Annotated in this window: 18 protein-coding genes; 13 read left to right on the forward strand and 5 right to left on the reverse strand. The window is 55.3% G+C overall.

Going from position 1 to position 20624, the window contains the following annotated elements; genetic code table 11:
- Positions 1–30: 30 nt before the first annotated feature.
- Positions 31–921: an HTH-type transcriptional activator IlvY gene (ilvY, locus tag V4835_RS01045; protein ID WP_331411017.1), complete on the reverse strand. Its 891-nt coding sequence runs from the start codon at positions 919–921 to the stop codon at positions 31–33.
- 152 nt (positions 922–1073) lie between these two features.
- Between ilvY and ilvC the strand changes: the two genes are divergently transcribed.
- A complete protein-coding gene (ilvC, locus tag V4835_RS01050; RefSeq protein WP_023333828.1) occupies positions 1074–2549 on the forward strand; it encodes a ketol-acid reductoisomerase in 1476 nt (491 codons plus the stop codon).
- Between the two features lie 86 nt (positions 2550–2635).
- Here ilvC and ppiC (V4835_RS01055) read toward each other — a convergent pair whose 3' ends face one another.
- Together ppiC (V4835_RS01055) and ppiC (V4835_RS01060) are read right to left on the reverse strand one after the other, a co-directional pair.
- A complete protein-coding gene (gene ppiC, locus V4835_RS01055; RefSeq protein WP_331411018.1) occupies positions 2636–2917 on the reverse strand; it encodes a peptidylprolyl isomerase PpiC in 282 nt (93 codons plus the stop codon).
- 50 nt (positions 2918–2967) lie between these two features.
- On the reverse strand, positions 2968–3249 hold the full coding sequence (gene ppiC, locus V4835_RS01060) for a peptidylprolyl isomerase PpiC (RefSeq protein ID WP_059311514.1): 282 nt from the start codon (positions 3247–3249) through the stop codon (positions 2968–2970).
- A gap of 112 nt (positions 3250–3361) precedes the next feature.
- Here ppiC (V4835_RS01060) and rep point away from each other — a divergent pair, with 112 nt between their 5' ends.
- Complete coding sequence (rep, locus tag V4835_RS01065) at positions 3362–5392, forward strand: DNA helicase Rep (protein WP_331411019.1); 2031 nt, start codon at positions 3362–3364, stop codon at positions 5390–5392.
- A gap of 56 nt (positions 5393–5448) precedes the next feature.
- Here rep and gppA read toward each other — a convergent pair whose 3' ends face one another.
- A complete protein-coding gene (gppA, locus tag V4835_RS01070; RefSeq protein WP_331411020.1) occupies positions 5449–6933 on the reverse strand; it encodes a guanosine-5'-triphosphate,3'-diphosphate diphosphatase in 1485 nt (494 codons plus the stop codon).
- A gap of 6 nt (positions 6934–6939) precedes the next feature.
- Positions 6940–8208: an ATP-dependent RNA helicase RhlB gene (rhlB, locus tag V4835_RS01075; protein WP_063145039.1), complete on the reverse strand. Its 1269-nt coding sequence runs from the start codon at positions 8206–8208 to the stop codon at positions 6940–6942.
- Between the two features lie 144 nt (positions 8209–8352).
- On the opposite strand from rhlB, the gene trxA reads away from it, so the two are divergent.
- The 11 genes from trxA to wzyE all read left to right on the forward strand — a co-directional run bounded on the left by trxA (position 8353) and on the right by wzyE (position 20624).
- Positions 8353–8682 carry a thioredoxin TrxA gene (gene trxA / locus V4835_RS01080; RefSeq protein ID WP_006179218.1) on the forward strand — a complete coding sequence of 110 codons (330 nt, stop codon included), beginning with the start codon at positions 8353–8355 and terminating at the stop codon, positions 8680–8682.
- A gap of 345 nt (positions 8683–9027) precedes the next feature.
- Positions 9028–10287 carry a transcription termination factor Rho gene (rho, locus tag V4835_RS01085; RefSeq protein ID WP_001054528.1) on the forward strand — a complete coding sequence of 420 codons (1260 nt, stop codon included), beginning with the start codon at positions 9028–9030 and terminating at the stop codon, positions 10285–10287.
- 241 nt (positions 10288–10528) lie between these two features.
- Positions 10529–11632 carry a UDP-N-acetylglucosamine--undecaprenyl-phosphate N-acetylglucosaminephosphotransferase gene (gene wecA / locus V4835_RS01090; protein WP_023333824.1) on the forward strand — a complete coding sequence of 368 codons (1104 nt, stop codon included), beginning with the start codon at positions 10529–10531 and terminating at the stop codon, positions 11630–11632.
- A 13-nt stretch (positions 11633–11645) separates the two neighbouring features.
- The gene (gene wzzE, locus V4835_RS01095; protein ID WP_331411021.1) at positions 11646–12692 is read left to right on the forward strand and encodes an ECA polysaccharide chain length modulation protein; all 1047 of its coding nucleotides are present in this window, start codon (positions 11646–11648) and stop codon (positions 12690–12692) included.
- A 56-nt stretch (positions 12693–12748) separates the two neighbouring features.
- Positions 12749–13879 carry a non-hydrolyzing UDP-N-acetylglucosamine 2-epimerase gene (gene wecB / locus V4835_RS01100; RefSeq protein WP_063145036.1) on the forward strand — a complete coding sequence of 377 codons (1131 nt, stop codon included), beginning with the start codon at positions 12749–12751 and terminating at the stop codon, positions 13877–13879.
- Entirely contained in the window at positions 13876–15138 is a 1263-nt protein-coding gene (wecC, locus tag V4835_RS01105; protein ID WP_063145035.1) for a UDP-N-acetyl-D-mannosamine dehydrogenase, read from the forward strand. The genes wecB and wecC overlap by 4 nt, the downstream gene beginning before the upstream one ends.
- Entirely contained in the window at positions 15135–15812 is a 678-nt protein-coding gene (gene rffC / locus V4835_RS01110) for a dTDP-4-amino-4,6-dideoxy-D-galactose acyltransferase (protein ID WP_331411022.1), read from the forward strand. Before wecC ends, rffC begins: the two co-directional genes overlap by 4 nt.
- A gap of 4 nt (positions 15813–15816) precedes the next feature.
- Positions 15817–16947 carry a dTDP-4-amino-4,6-dideoxygalactose transaminase gene (gene rffA / locus V4835_RS01115; RefSeq protein WP_331411023.1) on the forward strand — a complete coding sequence of 377 codons (1131 nt, stop codon included), beginning with the start codon at positions 15817–15819 and terminating at the stop codon, positions 16945–16947.
- A gap of 1 nt (position 16948) precedes the next feature.
- Entirely contained in the window at positions 16949–18199 is a 1251-nt protein-coding gene (gene wzxE / locus V4835_RS01120) for a lipid III flippase WzxE (protein ID WP_331411024.1), read from the forward strand.
- Positions 18196–19275: a TDP-N-acetylfucosamine:lipid II N-acetylfucosaminyltransferase gene (locus V4835_RS01125; protein WP_331411025.1), complete on the forward strand. Its 1080-nt coding sequence runs from the start codon at positions 18196–18198 to the stop codon at positions 19273–19275. The genes wzxE and V4835_RS01125 overlap by 4 nt, the downstream gene beginning before the upstream one ends.
- Positions 19272–20624, forward strand: coding sequence for an ECA oligosaccharide polymerase (gene wzyE / locus V4835_RS01130; RefSeq protein ID WP_121423329.1), 1353 nt, complete (start codon positions 19272–19274; stop codon positions 20622–20624). Before V4835_RS01125 ends, wzyE begins: the two co-directional genes overlap by 4 nt.

Here is a 20624-nt window from a genome sequence, read left to right on the forward strand (position 1 = left end):
GCCGGATAAGGCGCTCGCGCCGCCATCCGGCTAGTGGTTGGGTAGAATATTCCAGAACGCATCAATAAGCGGCTCATGCAGCCGCTTTTTTTGCACGCACACGCCAAGCTCAAATGGCGTCTTCTCGTCGCTGCGCTCCAGAATCATCACGCGATTGCGTACCGGTTCCGGGCTATTTTCCAGCACTACTTCCGGCAGCAGCGCCACGCCGCAGCCCAGCGCCACCATCGACACCATCGCCTCATGGCCGCTGACCGTGGCGTAAATCGACGGGTTGCTGATCTTCTGACGACGGAACCACAGCTCAATGCGGCGGCGCACCGGACCCTGATCGGCCATGATAAACGGCACCGTGGACCAGTCCGGTTTTTCCACCGACACCTGATTGCGCACCGGGCAGGGCAGCGCCGGGGCAATCAGCACCACCGCCAGATTCTCCAGCATTGAGAATGCCACCGCGCCCGGCAGGGTTTCAGGTTTCCCGGCAATGGCGAGATCCGCTTCGCCCGTCACCACTTTTTCCATTGCGTCGGAGGCGTCGCCGGTCGTGAGCTTAATTTCAACCGACGGATGCGCCGCGCGGAAGCGGTCCAGAATGGGCGGCAAATGGCTATAGGCGGCGGTCACGGAGCAGAAAATATGCAGTTCGCCGGAAAGTGATGGCCCCTGCTGGTCAATCGAGTGCCGCAGCTGCTGGTACTGCAACAGTGTCTGCTGGGCAAAAATGCGCAGTTCTTCACCCGCTTCCGTGAGGGTGACGGTGCGGTTGTCGCGCACAAACAGCGGCTGGCCGAGGTCTTCCTCAAGGCGCTGGATCTGGCGTGAAAGCGTGGAGGGGCTAACGTGCATCGCCCGGGCGCTGCGGCCAAAATGGCGGCTTTCCGCCAGGTGCAGGAACATTTTCAGATCGCGTAAATCCACCGATTCCACTCCCTCTTTTTACATTGCAAAAATTGCAACATGACGTTGTGAATATATCAATTTCCGCAATAAATTTCCTGTTGTAATGTGGGTACATTCTCGCTGAAACGCGAACCGAACAATAAGACACACAACATCACGAGGTATCACCCATGGCTAACTACTTTAATACACTGAACTTGCGCCAGCAGCTGGCGCAGCTGGGCAAATGCCGCTTCATGGCGCGCGACGAATTTGCCGATGGCGCGAGCTACCTTCAGGGTAAAAAAGTGGTCATCGTCGGCTGTGGCGCACAGGGTCTGAACCAGGGCCTGAACATGCGTGACTCCGGTCTGGATATCTCCTACGCCCTGCGTAAAGAAGCGATTGCTGAGAAGCGTGCTTCCTGGCGTAAAGCGACCGAAAACGGCTTCAAAGTGGGTACCTACGAAGAGCTGATCCCGCAGGCGGATCTGGTGGTTAACCTGACGCCAGACAAGCAGCACTCAGACGTTGTGCGTTCCGTACAGCCGCTGATGAAAGATGGTGCCGCACTGGGTTACTCCCACGGCTTCAACATCGTTGAAGTGGGCGAGCAGATCCGTAAAGACATCACCGTAGTGATGGTGGCACCGAAATGCCCGGGTACGGAAGTACGCGAAGAGTACAAGCGTGGCTTCGGCGTGCCGACCCTGATCGCGGTTCACCCGGAAAACGATCCAAAAGGCGAAGGCATGGCGATTGCCAAAGCATGGGCTGCGGCGACCGGCGGCCACCGCGCGGGCGTTCTGGAATCGTCCTTCGTTGCCGAAGTGAAATCTGACCTGATGGGTGAGCAGACTATCCTCTGCGGTATGCTGCAGGCCGGTTCTCTGCTGTGCTTCGACAAGCTGGTGGAAGAAGGCACCGACCCTGCCTACGCGGAAAAACTGATTCAGTTCGGCTGGGAAACCATTACCGAAGCGCTGAAGCAGGGCGGTATTACGCTGATGATGGACCGTCTGTCCAACCCGGCAAAACTGCGTGCTTACGCGCTGTCTGAACAGCTGAAAACCATCATGGCACCGCTGTTCCAGAAACACATGGACGACATCATCTCCGGCGAATTCTCTTCCGGCATGATGGCGGACTGGGCGAACGACGATAAAAACCTGCTGACCTGGCGTGAAGAGACCGGCAAAACCGCGTTCGAAACCGCGCCACAGTATGAAGGTAAAATCGGCGAGCAGGAGTACTTCGATAAAGGCGTACTGATGATCGCGATGGTGAAAGCAGGCGTTGAGCTGGCGTTCGAAACCATGGTGGATTCCGGCATTATCGAAGAGTCTGCGTACTACGAATCTCTGCACGAGCTGCCGCTGATCGCGAACACCATCGCCCGTAAGCGTCTGTATGAAATGAACGTGGTGATCTCTGATACCGCAGAATACGGTAACTACCTGTTCTCTTACGCCTGCGTACCGCTGCTGAAAGAGTTTATGACCACTCTGCAGACGGGCGATCTGGGCAAAGCGATTGCGGAAGGTGCGGTTGATAACGCGCAGCTGCGCGATGTGAACGAAGCGATTCGCAGCCATCAGATCGAGAAAGTGGGCCATAAACTGCGTGGCTACATGACCGATATGAAGCGTATCGCGGTAGCGGGCTAACAACCTTGTCGGGTGGCGCTTCGCTTACCCGACCTACAAAACCGTAAGATGTAGGCCGGGTAAGGCGCAGCCGCCACCCGGCTTTTTTATTTGCGATACAGAACTTTGATAATGTGATACCCGAACTGGGTGTGCAGCGGGCCGGTTGGCTCCAGCACCGGGCAGGAGAACACCACTTTATCGAACGCCGGAACCATCTGGCCCTGGCGGAACTCACCGAGTTCGCCGCCGCGTTTGCCTGACGGGCAGATGGAGTGCTTCTTAGCCAGCTTGCCGAAGTCGGCACCGTTTTTAATCTGCTCCAGAAGATCTAAAGCCAGTTTCTCTTCTTTAACGAGAATGTGCACTGCTGCTGCTGTTTTTGCCATGATCGTGCCTTGAATAGGTTGAAATAAATCGGGGCGCAATATACCACGCGTCAGCGGCGATAAAGCACCTTAATGATATGGTAGCCAAATTTGGTTTTTACCGGGCCGTAGGGCTTCAGAAGCGGGCAGCTAAAGACCGCCTGATCGAACGGGCCGACCATCGCACCTTGTTGAAACTCGCCGAGATCCCCGCCATTGCGCCCGGAAGGGCATTTAGAGTAACGCTTCGCCAGATGATCAAAGCTGATGCCGCGCTCCAGCTTGGTCAGGATCTCCTGGGCCAGTTTCTCTTCTTTTACCAGAATATGCAGGGCTGCTGCGGTCTTTTTCATGGTTATGCTCTACGGGTTAAACGCGATTTCTCCACTTTATCATTAGCCGGTAAATCTGCGCCCGGCTTTCTGCTACAATCCACACCCCGTTCGAAGATTGAGCAACACTCCCATGCGTTTAAACCCTGGACAACAACAAGCGGTCGAATTCGTTACTGGACCATGCCTGGTGCTGGCAGGGGCCGGTTCGGGTAAAACCCGCGTGATCACCAACAAAATCGCCCATCTGATCCACAACTGCGGGTATCAGGCGCGACACATAGCGGCGGTCACCTTTACCAATAAAGCGGCGCGCGAGATGAAAGAGCGTGTCGGTCAGACGCTGGGCCGTAAAGAGGCGCGCGGCCTGATGATCTCCACCTTCCACACGCTGGGGCTGGATATCATCAAACGCGAGTATGCGGCGCTGGGAATGAAGTCCAACTTCTCGCTCTTCGATGACACCGATCAGGTGGCGCTGCTCAAAGAGCTCACCGAGGGGCTGATCGAAGATGACAAAGTGCTGTTGCAGCAGCTGATCTCGACGATCTCGAACTGGAAAAACGATCTGATGACGCCGGCCCAGGCTGCGGCGATCGCCAAAGGCGAACGGGATCGGATCTTTGCCCACTGCTACGGTCTGTACGATGCACATATGAAAGCGTGCAACGTGCTGGATTTTGACGACCTGATCTTGCTGCCGACGCTGCTGCTGCAGCGCAATGAAGAGGTGCGCGAGCGCTGGCAGAATAAAATCCGCTACCTGCTGGTGGATGAATATCAGGACACCAACACCAGCCAGTACGAGCTGGTGAAGCTGCTGGTGGGACAGCGCGCGCGTTTCACCGTGGTAGGCGACGACGATCAGTCAATTTACTCCTGGCGCGGTGCGCGCCCACAAAACCTGGTGCTGCTGAGCAAAGATTTCCCTGCCCTGCAGGTGATTAAGCTGGAGCAGAACTACCGCTCCTCCGGGCGTATCCTGAAGGCAGCAAACATCCTGATTGCCAATAACCCGCACGTATTTGAGAAGCGTCTCTTCTCCGAACTGGGCTACGGCACGGAGCTGAAAGTGCTCAGCGCCAACAATGAGGATCATGAAGCGGAGCGCGTGACGGGCGAACTCATCGCTCACCACTTCGTCAACAAAACCGAATATAAGGATTACGCGATCCTCTATCGCGGCAATCACCAGTCGCGCGTCTTTGAAAAGATGCTGATGCAGAACCGCATTCCGTACAAAATCTCGGGCGGCACGTCGTTCTTCTCACGACCAGAAATCAAAGATCTGCTGGCCTATCTGCGCGTGCTCACTAACCCGGATGATGACAGCGCGTTTCTGCGCATTGTGAATACGCCAAAACGCGAGATTGGCCCGGCAACGCTGCAAAAGCTCGGCGAGTGGGCGATGACCCGCAACAAAAGTATGTTTACCGCCAGCTTCGACATGGGGCTGAGCCAGACGTTAACCGGACGCGGGTATGACTCGTTAACCCGCTTCACCCACTGGCTCGGCGAAGTGCAGCGTCTCGCGGAGCGCGAGCCGGTGGCGGCAGTGCGCGATCTCATTCACGGCATCGACTATGAGTCCTGGCTGTATGAAACCTCAGCCAGCCCGAAAGCGGCTGAGATGCGCATGAAAAACGTTAACCAGCTCTTCAGCTGGATGACCGAAATGCTGGAGGGCTCTGAAATCGACGAGCCGATGACCCTGACGCAGGTGGTCACCCGCTTTACCCTGCGCGACATGATGGAGCGCGGCGAGAGCGAAGAAGAGGCCGATCAGGTTCAGCTGATGACCCTGCATGCGTCTAAAGGGCTGGAATTCCCGTATGTCTATCTGGTCGGCATGGAAGAGGGTTTGTTGCCGCACCAGAGCAGCATTGATGAAGACAACGTCGACGAGGAGCGCCGCCTGGCCTACGTTGGGATCACCCGTGCGCAGAAAGAGCTGACGTTCACGCTGTGTAAAGAGCGCCGCCAGTATGGTGAACTGGTCCGCCCGGAGCCGAGTCGTTTCCTGCTGGAACTGCCGCAGGATGACCTGATCTGGGAACAGGAGCGCAAAGTGATTACGATTACCGCAGAAGAGCGGATGCACAAGGGACAGGCTAACGTAGCAAACATCCGCGCCATGCTGGCAAAAGCCAAAGAGAAAGGATAAGTCCGAAGGGCTTGTAGGCCGGGTAAGCGCAGCGCCACCCGGCATTTTTCACGCTCTTACTTTACTTCCAACACCCAGTGCACATAGCTCTGCCACTGGCACTCCTGCTCGATCATCTCGGCCCCTAACGGGTGACGATCAATCCAGTTCTCCGGCAGCGTCAGCGAAAGCTTCTCGTCATCGGCCACCAGATGAATGGCTGGCAGCAAATCATCGCGGCGGCGGCTGGCAAACAGGATCGCCAGACGCAGCAGGCGGCACAGATGCTCTGCTACGCGCGGCGGTACGGCGTTTTGCTGATGCAAAGAGGAGAGGTCTACGGCGTTGGTCTGGTTCAGCAGCAGCGTTGCCAGCAGCTTTTTCTGTGCTGGCGTGTAGCCCGGTAAATCCAGGTTTCGCACCAGATACGCGGCATGAGCCGGTGCCTGCTTAAAATCAATGCTCAGCCCCACTTCATGAAGCGCGCAGGCGCTCAGCAGTAAATCCCGGCTCAGATGATCAAGATCCCAGACGTTAGCGACCCGATCGGCGAAGCGTGACGCCAGCTGGGATACGCGTCCGGCCTGATCGATATCAACCAGAAAACGACGCTGCACGTTGCGCAGGGTACGGCTGCGGATATCCTGATCGACCGACAGATGCAACATCCCGTAAACCAGACCTTCGCGCAGCGCGCCGCCGGCCAGGGTCATGCACTGGATGTTCAGCTCGGTGAAAATAGCGATAAGAATGGCCAGCCCGCTCGGGAAGACCAGCGCGCGTTCCAGCGTCAGGCCTTCAATTTCCAGCTCTTCCAGGCGTCCGCACTGAATGGCACGCTGTTTCAGCTGCTGAAGTTTGGCAAGCGTAATTCGCTCGTCCATTCCCTGCGCCATCATGATTTCCTGCAGAGCCTGCACGGTACCCGAGGCACCCACGCAGACTTTCCAGCCGTGATAGCGCAGCTCGTCCATCACTGGGCGTAACACTTCGCGCGCGGCATTTTCTGCCTCGTCGAAGTTCTCTTTCCCCAGGTTGCGATCGGTAAAGTAGCGCTCAAGCCAGGTCACGCAGCCCATTGACAGGCTGAACAGCGACGTTGCCTGCGCGCCGGTGCCGGTAACGAGTTCGGTACTGGCACCGCCGATATCCACCACCAGGCGGCGATCGTCACCCCCCGTGGTGTGTGCAACACCCTGATAAATCAGGCGAGCTTCCTCTTCTCCGCTGATAACCTGGACAGGACATCCCAGGATTTCCTGCGCTCTGGCAATAAAATCCACGGCGTTAACGGCCAGACGGAGCGTCGCAGTGGCGACCACGGTGATTTGGGCATGCGGAATATCCTGCAGACGCTCGGCAAAGAGTCGCAGACACTGCCAGCCACGTTCCATGGCTTCAGGTGAGAGGTGATTGTCACTGCTCAGGCCCGCCGCGAGGCGGACCTTGCGCTTAATACGCGTCAGCGTTTGTATGCTTCCCGCCACCTCGCGCACAACCAGCATATGAAAACTATTCGAGCCGAGATCGATTGCTGCAAAAAGCGAGGTGGAGCTGAGCATATTTTCTTAACCTGAACGACGACGATTACGCGGCGCGCCGCCGGAACGACGCGGACCATTGCCGGAGCGTGGGCGGGTTAGACGCTTAGGCGGCGGCAGTTCGCTTAACAGCGCTTCCGGATTGTATTTGCTCTGCGGAATAGAGTGACCGATATACGTCTCAATGGCTGGAAGATTCAGCGCATACTCTTCGCACGCAAGGCTAATTGAGTGACCGCTTGCGCCCGCACGACCGGTACGACCGATACGGTGTACGTAGTCTTCGCAGTCGTCTGGCAGATCGTAGTTAAAGACGTGCGTCACGGCCGGAATGTGCAGACCACGAGCAGCAACGTCGGTTGCGACCAGAATATCGAGATCGCCACGGGTAAATTCTTCAAGAATACGCAGGCGTTTTTTCTGCGCCACGTCGCCGGTCAGCAGGCCAACGCGGTGACCGTCTGCAGCCAGATGGCCCCAGATGTCTTCACAACGGTGTTTGGTGTTCGCAAAGATAATGGCGCGATCTGGCCACTCTTCTTCGATCAGCGTTTGCAGCAGACGCATTTTCTCTTCATTGGAAGGATAGAAGAGCTCTTCTTTAATGCGGTGACCCGTTTTCTGCTCAGGTTCCACTTCTACATATTCGGCGTTGTTCATCTGTTCGAACGCCAGTTCGCGAACGCGGTAAGAGAGGGTTGCAGAGAACAGCATATTCAGACGCTGATTGGCCGGAGGCATACGGCGGAACAGCCAGCGGATGTCTTTAATGAAGCCCAGATCGTACATGCGGTCAGCTTCATCAAGCACCACAACCTGGATTGCGCCGAGGTTGATGTGGTTTTGTTTGGCGTAGTCGATAAGACGGCCGGTGGTCCCGATCAGGATGTCCACACCGCTTTCCAGCACTTTCAGCTGCTTATCATAGCCGTCGCCGCCATAGGCCAGGCCAAGCTTCAGGCCGGTAGACTGCGCCAGAGGTTCAGCGTCTGCGTGGATCTGTACCGCCAGTTCTCGCGTCGGGGCCATAATTAGCGCGCGCGGCTGGTTAACTTTGCGGTCTGCAATCGCTGGGTGAGAAAGTAAATAATGAAACGTTGACGTTAAAAACGCCATCGTTTTGCCGGTACCGGTTTGCGCCTGCCCGGCAACATCGCGACCGGCCAGCGTCAGCGGCAGCGCGAGGGCCTGAATGGGCGTGCAGTTATGAAAGCCTTTGGTTTCAAGGGCTTCAATCACTTTCGGGTGCAGCGCGAAGTCGGAAAACTTCTGTTCAGTTAAATGTGTTTTGCTCATAGTGTGGTAGAATATCAGCTTACTATTGCTTTACGAAAGCGTATCCGGTGAAATAAAGTCAACCTTTAGTTGGTTAATGCGACATCAACACGTCGTTGGTGGAGACAAAACCAACGTACCAGGCTTATTCCTGTGGAGTTATATATGAGCGATAAAATTATTCACCTGACTGACGACAGTTTTGACACGGACGTACTTAAAGCTGACGGGCTGATCCTCGTCGATTTCTGGGCTGAATGGTGTGGTCCTTGCAAAATGATCGCCCCGATTCTGGATGAGATCGCCGACGAATATCAGGGCAAACTGACCGTTGCCAAGCTGAACATCGACCAGAACCCGGGCACCGCACCAAAATACGGTATCCGTGGCATCCCAACCCTTCTGCTGTTCAAAAACGGCGAAGTGGCAGCGACCAAAGTGGGCGCGCTGTCCAAAGGTCAACTGAAAGAGTTCCTGGACGCTAACCTGGCGTAAGGTTTCTCCGCTGTGCGTTCAGAGCTCCCGGCTAAATGATGTGGAACTCTGGACGCCCGGCTGAAGTCGTGCTAAGTTAGCTATGACTTCGTTTTAAACATATCTTGTTGTTTGAATCTTGTTTTACCCGATACTTCCCGTTGTTGACATGAACAGTGCGTGAAGTGGCTAAATTCCGGGCTTGTCACTCAATCCGTCTTGTCGTTTCAGTTCTGCGTTCTTTCCCTGTGACCAGACAGCGAACAGACATGAGTTGATGGCCGCTAAACAGGCATGGATGACCCTGCCATACCATTCACAACATTAAGTTCGAGAATCACCCCGAGTTTAAGAACCCACACCATTATGAATCTTACCGAATTAAAGAATACGCCGGTTTCTGAGCTGATCACTCTCGGCGAAAATATGGGGCTGGAAAACCAGGCTCGTATGCGCAAGCAGGACATCATTTTCGCCATCCTGAAGCAGCACGCTAAGAGTGGCGAAGATATCTTTGGCGACGGTGTGCTGGAGATATTGCAAGACGGATTTGGTTTCCTCCGCTCTGCAGACAGCTCCTACCTCGCCGGCCCTGACGACATCTACGTATCCCCTAGCCAAATCCGCCGTTTCAACCTCCGCACTGGTGACACCATTTCAGGTAAGATTCGTCCTCCTAAAGAGGGTGAACGCTACTTTGCGCTGTTGAAAGTTAATGAAGTTAACTACGACAAACCGGAAAACTCGCGTAATAAGATCCTCTTTGAGAACTTAACGCCGCTGCACGCGAACTCTCGCCTGCGCATGGAGCGTGGTAACGGTTCTACCGAAGACTTAACCGCACGTGTTCTGGATCTGGCATCACCAATTGGTCGTGGCCAGCGTGGTCTGATTGTGGCACCGCCGAAAGCGGGTAAAACCATGCTGCTGCAGAACATCGCGCAGAGCATCGCCTACAACCACCCAGACTGTGTGCTGATGGTGCTGCTGATTGACGAACGTCCGGAAGAAGTGACCGAGATGCAGCGTCTGGTGAAAGGTGAAGTGGTTGCTTCTACCTTCGACGAGCCAGCTTCTCGCCACGTTCAGGTTGCGGAAATGGTTATCGAGAAGGCGAAACGCCTGGTTGAGCACAAGAAAGACGTGATCATCCTGCTCGACTCCATCACCCGTCTGGCGCGTGCCTACAACACCGTGGTGCCGGCGTCCGGTAAAGTGCTGACCGGTGGTGTGGATGCTAACGCCCTGCATCGTCCGAAACGCTTCTTCGGTGCTGCACGTAATGTGGAAGAGGGCGGCAGCCTTACCATCATCGCGACGGCGCTGATCGATACCGGTTCAAAAATGGACGAAGTGATTTACGAAGAATTTAAAGGTACAGGTAACATGGAACTGCACCTCTCTCGTAAGATCGCTGAAAAACGCGTCTTCCCGGCTATCGACTACAACCGTTCCGGTACCCGTAAAGAAGAGCTGCTCACCACCCAGGAAGAGCTGCAGAAAATGTGGATCCTGCGCAAAATCATCCATCCAATGGGTGAAATTGACGCGATGGAATTCCTCATTAACAAACTGGCGATGACCAAAACCAACGACGATTTCTTCGACATGATGAAACGCTCGTAACGCAAATAAAGCCAGCGAACGCCACGTTTTTACGTGGCGTTTTTCTTTTATGGACTATACGCTAGTACCACCAACTCCCATTTTTGACTGGTCAGTGCGACAATAAGATAATTCGCACAGTAAAAACATTAATAGCTTGAATAATAAACAAATGGAACTGAAAGAGGTTTGCTTTATAACTTCAGGCTCAGCGCCTTGATGGTTATACTTCCTTGACTAACATTTGTTGAGAACATCCATTGTGAACCTACTTGATACGTTTACTGAACTAACCAGTATTTTCTTGTTTACCACCTGCTTTTTGTTTCTGGCACGTAAGGTGGCGAAATATCTGGGGTTAGTGGATAAACCCAACTTCCGTAAGCGTCATCAAGGCATGATCCCTTTGGTCGGGGGCATCTCTGTTTTCGCGGGGATCTGCTTCACGTTCGCCATTGCGGATTACTATATTCCACATGCCAGACTGTACCTGACCTGCGCGACGGTGCTGGTGGTGGTTGGCGCTCTTGACGATCGTTATGATATTAGCGTCAAAATCCGCGCCTTCGTTCAGGCCGCTGTGGCTATTGCTATGATGGTGTTCGCTAAGCTGCACTTGAGTAGCCTGGGCTATATTTTTGGCTCCTGGGAGATGGAGCTCGGTCCGTTCGGCTATTTCCTGACACTTTTTGCCGTGTGGGTGGCGATTAACGCGTTCAACATGGTTGACGGTATTGATGGTTTGCTGGGAGGTCTGTCCTGCGTCTCATTTGCCGCAATTGGTTTCATTTTATGGTTCGATGGTCAATACAGCCTTGCTATGTGGTGTTTTGCCATGATTGCGGCCATCCTGCCTTATATCCTGTTAAATCTCGGCGCATTGGGCCGACGCTATAAAGTATTCATGGGTGATGCGGGTAGCACGCTTATCGGCTTTACCATTATTTGGATCTTGCTGGAAACTACTCAGGGTGATGTTCACCCCATTAGCCCGGTAACGGCATTATGGATTATCGCTATCCCGTTAATGGATATGGTTGCGATCATGTATCGCCGCCTGCGTAAAGGGATGAGTCCTTTCTCTGCTGACCGTCAGCACATTCATCATTTGATCATGCGAGCCGGATTCACTTCCAGGCAGGCATTTGTGCTTATTACGCTGGCGGCTGCTATTCTAGCGGCGATTGGCGTGACGGCGGAATATACACATTTTGTGCCTGAATGGGCTATGTTGGTATTGTTCTTGCTAGCTTTTTCTCTCTACGGCTACTGCATCAAGCGCGCATGGAAGGTAGCACGCTTCATTAAACGTATTAAGCGCAGGATGCGTCGTAACAGTGGCAAACATACAACATTAACTAAGTAAAACCGGGACTATGATGACTCAACCGTTGGCGGGAGCGAAATCAGTGGTAACTGAGAATGAGCTGGATATTCGGGGTTTGTTTCGCGTGTTATGGGCAGGCAAACTTTGGATTGCGGGGATCGCGCTGGGGTTTGCACTGCTAGCGCTGGCCTATACGTTCTTTGCAAAACAAGAGTGGAGCGCCACGGCAATCACGGACAGGCCAACGGTTAACATGCTCGGGGGGTACTATTCCCAGCAGCAATTCCTGCGAAACCTGGATATCAAAGCCAATCTTGCCACACCTGACCAGGCTTCCGTTATGGATGAAGCCTATAAAGAGTTTGTAATGCAGCTGGCTTCGTGGGATACGCGTCGCGACTTCTGGTCCCAGACGGATTACTACAAGCAGCGTCGGGTTGATAACACCAAGGCCGATGCCGCGATGCTGGACGATCTCATTAACAATATTCAATTTATGCCGGGCGATGCGCTACGTAACGTCAACGACAGCGTCAAGCTGATTGCAGAAACCGCGCCGGACGCCAACAACCTGTTGCGCCAGTACGTCGCGTTTGCCAGCCAGCGTGCCGCAAGCCATCTGAATGAAGAGCTTAAAGGTGCCTGGGCAGCCCGCACCATCCAGATGAAAGCCCAGGTGAAACGTCAGGAAGAGGTGGCAAAAACCATTTTCGGTCGCCGCGTGCATAACATTGAGCAGGCGCTGAAAATTGCGGAACAGCACAATATTTCCCGTACTGAGACGGACGTGCCGGCTGATGAACTGCCTGACTCTGAAATGTTCCTTCTTGGTCGCCCTATGCTGCAGGCGCGTCTGGAAAACCTGAAGGCCGTAGGGCCTGATTTTGACCTCGATTACGATCAAAATCGCGCGATGCTTAATACGCTTAATGTCGGCCCATCCATGGATCCGCGTTTTCAGACCTATCGTTATTTGAGAACGCCTGAAGAACCTGTAAAACGCGACAGTCCGCGCCGCGCATTCCTGATGATCATGTGGGGGATTGTGGGCGCACTCGTTGGTGCTGGCGTGGCGTTAACGCGTCGTCGTACAAACTAAGAACGCCGTTTACGATGAAGGCTACGGCCTTCATCGCCTAATCGAAGAGAATCGATGTGAAAGTACTAACCGTATTTGGCACCAGACCGGAGGCCATAAAGATGGCGCCTCTGGTTCATGCGCTGGCCAGCGATCCTGATATTGATGCGAAAGTCTGCGTCACGGCCCAGCACCGTGAAATGCTCGACCAGGTTTTAACGCTCTTTTCCATCGTCCCGGATTACGATCTGAATATTATGAAACCGGGGCAGGGTTTGACGGAAATCACTTGCCGCATACTGCAAGATCTCAAGCCCATCCTGGAGTCATTCAAGCCCGACGTCGTGCTGGTGCATGGTGATACCACAACAACGATGGCAACAAGTCTGGCTGCGTTTTACCAGCGTATTCCCGTCGGCCATGTTGAGGCGGGTCTGCGTACCGGCAACCTTTATTCTCCGTGGCCGGAAGAGGCCAACCGTACGCTGACCGGCCATTTGGCAATGTACCACTTTGCGCCAACCGAGAACTCGCGTCAGAACCTGCTGCGCGAAAATATTGTCGATAACAAAATCTTTGTGACCGGCAATACGGTCATTGATGCGTTGATTTGGGTACGTGACCGCGTCCTGGCAAACAGCGAATTGCAGGAACAACTTGCCGCCCGCTATCCATTCCTGAATAACGGCAAAAAAACCATTCTGGTTACTGGCCACCGTCGCGAAAGCTTTGGCCGGGGTTTTGAGCAAATCTGCCACGCGCTGGCTGAAATCGCCGCGCAGAACGACGATGTGCAAATTGTCTATCCGGTACACCTTAACCCTAACGTCAGCGAGCCGGTGAACCGCATCCTGGGCCATGTCGAAAATGTTCTTCTGATTGAACCTCAGGACTACATGCCGTTTGTCTGGCTGATGAACCATGCCTGGCTGATCCTCACTGATTCCGGCGGCATTCAGGAAGAAGCGCCCTCTCTCGGCAAACCGGTACTGGTGATGCGTGAAACCACTGAACGTCCGGAAGCGGTGAAAGCGGGAACGGTGCGTCTGGTTGGCACCAACGCGCAACTCATCGTCGAAGAGGTCACGCGCCTGCTGCACGACGATGAAGCGTATCAGGCGATGAGTCGGGCCCACAATCCGTATGGAGACGGGCAGGCTTGTGGTCGTATTTTGCATGCACTTAAACACAATCGGGTATCGCTATGAGTTTTACTACCATCTCTGTCATTGGTCTTGGCTACATTGGCTTGCCCACCGCGGCGGCGTTTGCCTCTCGTCAAAAACAGGTTGTCGGTGTGGATATCAACGCACGCGCGGTGGAAACCATTAACCGTGGCGAAATTCATATTGTGGAGCCCGATCTTGACCGCGTGGTGAAAGAGGCGGTGGAGGGCGGTTTCCTGCGTGCCAGCACGACCCCAGTTGAAGCGGATGCCTACCTGATTGCCGTCCCTACCCCGTTTAAAGGCGACCACGAGCCGGATATGGTTTACGTCGAGGCGGCGGCAAAATCCATTGCACCCGTGCTGAAGAAAGGGGCGCTGGTGATCCTTGAATCGACCTCTCCGGTTGGTGCTACCGAGCAGATGGCACAGTGGCTGGCCGAGGCGCGCCCTGATTTACGTTTCCCGCAGCAGGCGGGTGAGCAGGCGGATATCAACATCGCCTACTGTCCGGAGCGCGTGCTGCCGGGTCAGGTTATGGTCGAACTGATTAAAAACGACCGCGTGATTGGCGGTATGACGCCCGTCTGTTCCGAACGTGCCAGCGCGCTCTATAAGATTTTCCTCGAAGGCGAATGTGTGGTGACCAACTCCCGCACCGCCGAGATGTGCAAGCTGACGGAAAACAGCTTCCGCGACGTCAATATCGCCTTTGCGAACGAACTGTCGCTGATCTGCGCCGATCAGGGGATTAACGTCTGGGAGCTGATTAGCCTGGCGAATCGCCATCCGCGCGTCAACATTCTCCAGCCCGGCCCGGGCGTAGGCGGACACTGTATCGCCGTCGATCCGTGGTTTATCGTGGCGCAGAATCCGGCGCAGGCGCGCCTGATCCGTACCGCGCGTGAAGTGAACGACAGCAAGCCTCACTGGGTGCTCAATCAGGTTAAAGCGACGGTTGCGGATTGTCTGGCAGAGAGCGGCAAGCGCGCCAGCGAGCTGAAAATTGCCTGCTTTGGTCTGGCATTTAAACCGAACATTGACGATCTGCGTGAAAGCCCGGCAATGGAAATTGCTGAGATGATTGCCGAATGGCACAAGGGCGAAACGCTGGTGGTTGAGCCGAATATCCATGAGTTACCGGCAAAACTGGCGGGGCACTGCACGCTGACGGCGCTGGACGACGCGCTGGCGGCGGCGGACGTGCTGGTGCTGCTGGTGGATCATAAAGAGTTTAAAGCGACGTCCGGCGATGCCGTTCGTCAGCAGTATATTGTGGATACCAAAGGTGTCTGGCGTTGAACAGCCTGAATGGGGTGCTTGAGTCCCTGCAGTGGGAGAGTGCCTTTTTCGGCCTGCCGTCGGCCATTGTGCGTCTGCGCGATGACGCGCCGGTGCTGGCTGAATCAGATTTTATCGCCTGGCAACGGGTGCAGGCGAAGATCCCTGCGGAGCGTGCCGATCTGCTTGACGCGCTCCAGCAACACGGCTTTCAGCTGGTTGAAGGTGAGGTAGACCTTTCCATTACCCTCACCCGGCACGATGCGTCCGGCGCGGAAATTGCAACGGATCGGGACATCCCCGTGCTGCGTCAGATGGCGGCCCGGGCGTTTGCGCAGAGCCGCTTTCGTGCGCCCTGGTATGCGCCTGACGATAGCGGACGTTTCTATGCCCAGTGGATAGAGAATGCGGTCAAAGGTACCTTTGACCACGTCTGCCTGGTTTTCCGTGCAGGGGACGGTCAAATCCAGGGGTTCGTCTCGCTGCGTAAGCTCAACGAGCGCGAGGCGCGCATTGGCTTATTAGCCGGGCGCGGCATGGGTGAGAAACTGATGCAGGCGGCGCTGCACTGGGCGCAGCAGCAGCAGCTTGTGACGCTGCGGGTCGCGACCCAACTGGGCAACACCGCCGCGCTTAAACGTTATATTGCGAGTGGTGCCAATGTCGACGCCACCGCCTACTGGTTATACAGGTGACAAGATGATTCCATTTAACGCACCACCCGTTGTCGGAACTGAACTCGACTATATGCAGTCTGCCATGGGCAGCGGCAAACTCTGCGGTGACGGCGGTTTTACCCGTCGCTGTCAGCAGTGGATGGAGCAGCATTTTCACAGCGCCAAAGTGCTGCTGACCCCGTCCTGTACGGCATCGCTGGAAATGGCGGCGCTGCTGCTGGATATCCAGCCCGGCGATGAAGTGATCATGCCGAGCTATACCTTCGTTTCCACGGCGAATGCGTTTGTTCTGCGCGGGGCGAAAATCATCTTTGTGGATATCCGCCCGGACACCATGAACATTGATGAGACGCTGATCGAAGCGGCGATCACTGACAAAACGCGCGCGATCGTGCCGGTTCACTACGCGGGCGTGGCCTGTGAAATGGACACCATCATGGGCATCGCCCAAAAACATAATCTGTTCGTGGTGGAAGATGCCGCGCAGGGCGTGATGTCCACCTACAAGGGACGCGCGCTGGGCACTATCGGCCATATTGGCTGCTTTAGCTTCCACGAAACCAAAAACTACACGGCGGGTGGAGAAGGTGGCGCGACGCTGATTAACGACCGGGCGCTCGTAGAGCGTGCGGAAGTGATCCGCGAAAAAGGCACCAACCGCAGCCAGTTCTTCCGGGGTCAGGTAGACAAATACACCTGGCGCGATATCGGCTCCAGCTATCTGATGGCGGATCTGCAGGCGGCGTACCTGTGGGCGCAGCTGGAAGCGGCGGAGCGTATCAATCTGCAGCGCCTTTCCCTGTGGCAAACGTATTATGATGCGCTTGAGCCTCTGGCCAAAGCCGGCCGTATTGAACTGCCGACCATCCCGGCAGATTGCGTCCACAATGCGCATATGTTCTACATCAAGCTGCGCGATAACGACGATCGCAGTCAGTTAATTGCCTGGCTGAAAGAGGCCGACATTATGGCGGTGTTCCACTATATTCCTCTGCATTCCAGTCCGGCGGGCGAGGAGTTTGGGATGTTCGCGGGTGAAGACCGTTACACCACCAAAGAAAGTGAGCGTTTGCTTCGCCTGCCACTGTTCTACAACCTCGCGCCTGTTAACCAGCGTACGGTGATTAATACCCTTCTGAGTTATTTCGGCTGATATGTCTCTGGCAAAAGCATCGGTGTGGACCGCCGCGTCCACGCTTGTAAAAATTGGCGCCGGGCTGCTGGTCGTCAAGCTGCTGGCCGTCTCATTTGGCCCCTCAGGCGTGGGGCTGGCGGGTAATTTCCGCCAGCTTGTCACCGTCCTTGGGGTGCTGGCCGGTGCCGGTATCTTCAACGGCGTGACCAAATACGTTGCGCAGTATCACGATGATGCGGCTCAGCTGCGCAGGGTGGTGGGCACCTCCTCGGCGATGGTCACGGGTTTTTCGACCCTGATGGCGATTGTTTTTCTGGTGGCGGCGGCCCCCATCAGCCAGGGGTTGTTCGGGCACACCCATTACCAGGGGCTAGTGCGTCTGGTCGCGTTGGTTCAGATGGGCATTGCCTGGGCTAACCTGCTGCTGGCGCTGATGAAAGGATTTCGTGATGCTGCCGGGAACGCGCTTGCCTTAATCCTGGGCAGCATAATCGGCGTGATTGCCTATTACTTCTGCTTTCGCCTGGGCGGCTATGAAGGCGCACTGCTTGGGCTGGCGCTGGTCCCGGCGCTGGTTGTTGTGCCTGCGGCATTTATGCTGATGCGTCGGGGCGTCATCCCTCTGAGCTACCTGAAACCGCAATGGGATAAGGTGCTTGCCAGCCAGCTGGGTAAATTTACCCTGATGGCGCTCATCACTTCCGTCACGCTGCCGGTGGCCTACGTGATGATGCGAAACCTGCTGGCGGCGCATTATAGCTGGGATGAAGTGGGGATCTGGCAGGGCGTAAGCAGTATTTCCGACGCCTATCTCCAGTTTATTACGGCTTCCTTTAGCGTTTACCTGCTGCCAACCTTATCGCGTCTGACGTCCAGACAAGAAATAACGCGTGAGATTTTCCGATCGCTGCGCTTTGTGTTACCCGCTGTGGCGGCTGCCAGCTTTACCGTTTGGTTATTGCGCGATGTCGCCATCTGGCTGCTGTTCTCTGCGAAGTTCACCGCCATGCGCGATCTCTTTGCCTGGCAGCTGGTGGGTGATGTACTGAAAGTGGGTGCTTACGTTTTCGGCTATCTGGTGATAGCAAAAGCGTCCCTGCGGCTGTATGTCCTGGCGGAAATTAGCCAGTTTGCGTTACTGACAGCATTTTCACACTGGCTGATACCTGCGCACGGTGCGCTGGGGGCGGCTCAGGCCTACATGGCAACCTATATCGTTTATTTCGCCGCCTGTTGCGGCGTATTTTTATTGTGGCGTAAATGCGCATGACTGCACTGATTCACATCCTGGGATCGGATATCCCACACCATAACCAGACCGTTTTGCGGTTCTTCAACGACGAGCTGGCATCGGGTAATCCTGATGCGCGTGAGTTTATGGTTGCAGGTCAGGATAAGGGCCTGAGCGCAGCATTTCCGGCGCTAACTGTTCGCTTCTGGCCGGATAAGGCCGCGCTGGCGAAGGCGGTTGTTGCCAAAGCCAAAGCGGATCGTAAGCAACGTTTCTTTTTCCATGGGCAGTTCAATACCGGCCTGTGGCTGGCGCTGCTCAGCGGGGGGATTAAACCCTCCCAGTGCAGCTGGCATATCTGGGGAGCCGATCTCTACGAAGTCTCCCGCGGCTGGAAATTCCGTCTTTTCTATCCGCTGCGCCGCATGGCGCAGGGGCGCGTAGGCAGTGTGTTTGCCACCCGTGGCGATCTCAACTATTTTGCTAAACAGCACCCGAACGTGCGCGGCGAGCTACTCTATTTCCCAACCCGCATGGATCCTGCGCTGAACGCCATGGCGAATGACACGGTGCGTGAAGGCAAGCTAACGATCCTGGTGGGGAATTCCGGCGATCGCAGTAACGAACACGTCGCGGCGCTCAGGGCGGTGCATCAACAGTTCGGCGACGCGGTGAACGTGGTGGTGCCGATGGGCTATCCCGCCAACAACGACGCCTATATTGATGAGGTTCGCCAACAGGGACTTGCGCTGTTTAGCGCAGAAAATCTGCACATCCTCAGCGATAAGCTGGAATTTGACGAATATCTTGCGCTGCTGAGAAAATGCGATCTTGGCTATTTCATCTTTGCCCGGCAGCAGGGAATTGGCACACTGTGTTTGCTGATTCAGGCGGGTGTACCGTGCGTGCTCAACCGCGACAACCCGTTCTGGCAGGACATGGCCGAACAGCATCTTCCGGTGCTGTTCACTACCGATGTGCTCAATGAAGAGGTTGTTCGGGAAGCACAGCGGCAGCTGGCTCTGGTGGATAAAAATTCCATCGACTTCTTTAGCCCGAATTACATTACGCCGTGGCACCGTGCGCTGCGTATCGCAGCAGGAGACAAAGCATGAGTCAGTTGCAATTCAGCGGCTTACTGGTTGTCTGGCTTCTGAGCACTCTGTTTATCGCCACGCTTACCTGGTTTGAATTCCGCCGGGTGCGTTTCAACTTTAACGTGTTCTTCTCGTTACTGTTTCTGCTGACCTTCTTTTTCGGCTTCCCGCTAACCAGCATTCTGGTCTTCCGTTTTGACGTGAGCGTCGCGCCGCCGGAAATCCTGCTCCAGGCGCTTCTGGCGGCGACCTGCTTCTATGCGGTTTACTACGTCACCTATAAAACGCGTCTGCGTTCAGCACAGGCTACTGCCCCGCGTCGGGCGCTTTTTACCATGAATCGGGTGGAGACCCACCTGACGTGGGTGATGCTGATGACCATCGCCCTGGTCAGCGTCGGTATCTTTTTCATGCATAACGGCTTCCTGCTGTTTAAGCTCCACTCCTACAGCCAGATTTTTTCGGCTGAAGTCTCGGGCGTGGCGCTTAAGCGTTTCTTCTACTTCTTCATTCCGGCGATGCTGGTGATCTTTTTCCTGCGCCAGGACAGCAAAGCGTGGCTGTTCTTCCTGGTCAGTACCGTCGCGTTTGGCATCCTGACCTACATGATTGTGGGCGGCACGCGTGCGAACATTATTATCGCCTTCGCGATCTTCCTGTTTATCGGCATCATCCGCGGCTGGATCTCGCTGTGGATGCTGGTTGCGGCAGGGGTGTTTGGCATTGTGGGGATGTTCTGGCTGGCGCTGAAGCGCTACGGGATGAACGTGGCGGGCGATGAGGCGTTTTACACGTTCCTCTACCTGACGCGCGATACCTTCTCGCCGTGGGAAAACCTGGCATTGCTGCTGCAAAACTACGACAAGATTGACTTCCAGGGGCTGGCGCCGATTGTTCGCGACTTCTACGTCTTTATCCCTTCCTGGCTATGGCCGGACCGGCCCGGCGTGGTGCTTAACACGGCAAATTACTTTACCTGGGAAGTGCTGAACAACCATTCCGGTCTGGCAATCTCGCCAACGCTGATTGGTTCCCTGGTGGTGATGGGGGGGGCGTGGTTCATTCTGCCCGGGGCGGTTGCCGTGGGGCTGATTATCAAGTGGTTCGACTGGCTTTACGTGCGTGGCAACGAAGAGACCAACCGCTATAAAGCCGCCATTTTGCACAGTTTCTGCTTTGGTGCCATTTTCAATATGATCGTTCTGGCGCGCGAAGGGCTGGACTCGTTCGTGTCGCGCGTGGTGTTCTTCATGGTCGTTTTCGGCCTCTGCCTGTTGCTGGCCAAACTGCTGTACTGGCTGTTTGACAGCGCAGGGCTTGTGCACAAGCGCGAGCGGCAGGGCAGCACAACGCTGTCGCAAGTCTAA

The sequence above is a fragment of the Enterobacter cloacae complex sp. CARB60 genome, from assembly GCF_036487345.1.
Lineage (GTDB): Bacteria > Pseudomonadota > Gammaproteobacteria > Enterobacterales > Enterobacteriaceae > Enterobacter > Enterobacter asburiae_D.

Coding starts and splice junctions, on each gene's coding strand:
- wzzE (WP_331411021.1), top strand. CDS start 11,646: ATGACTCAACCGTTGGCGGGAGCGAAATCAGTGGTAACTGAGAATGAG.
- wecC (WP_063145035.1), top strand. CDS start 13,876: ATGAGTTTTACTACCATCTCTGTCATTGGTCTTGGCTACATTGGCTTG.
- ilvC (WP_023333828.1), top strand. CDS start 1,074: ATGGCTAACTACTTTAATACACTGAACTTGCGCCAGCAGCTGGCGCAG.
- ppiC (WP_059311514.1), bottom strand. CDS start 3,249: ATGAAAAAGACCGCAGCAGCCCTGCATATTCTGGTAAAAGAAGAGAAA.
- ppiC (WP_331411018.1), bottom strand. CDS start 2,917: ATGGCAAAAACAGCAGCAGCAGTGCACATTCTCGTTAAAGAAGAGAAA.
- rhlB (WP_063145039.1), bottom strand. CDS start 8,208: ATGAGCAAAACACATTTAACTGAACAGAAGTTTTCCGACTTCGCGCTG.
- V4835_RS01125 (WP_331411025.1), top strand. CDS start 18,196: ATGACTGCACTGATTCACATCCTGGGATCGGATATCCCACACCATAAC.
- wzxE (WP_331411024.1), top strand. CDS start 16,949: ATGTCTCTGGCAAAAGCATCGGTGTGGACCGCCGCGTCCACGCTTGTA.
- wzyE (WP_121423329.1), top strand. CDS start 19,272: ATGAGTCAGTTGCAATTCAGCGGCTTACTGGTTGTCTGGCTTCTGAGC.
- rep (WP_331411019.1), top strand. CDS start 3,362: ATGCGTTTAAACCCTGGACAACAACAAGCGGTCGAATTCGTTACTGGA.
- trxA (WP_006179218.1), top strand. CDS start 8,353: ATGAGCGATAAAATTATTCACCTGACTGACGACAGTTTTGACACGGAC.
- rho (WP_001054528.1), top strand. CDS start 9,028: ATGAATCTTACCGAATTAAAGAATACGCCGGTTTCTGAGCTGATCACT.
- gppA (WP_331411020.1), bottom strand. CDS start 6,933: ATGCTCAGCTCCACCTCGCTTTTTGCAGCAATCGATCTCGGCTCGAAT.
- rffA (WP_331411023.1), top strand. CDS start 15,817: ATGATTCCATTTAACGCACCACCCGTTGTCGGAACTGAACTCGACTAT.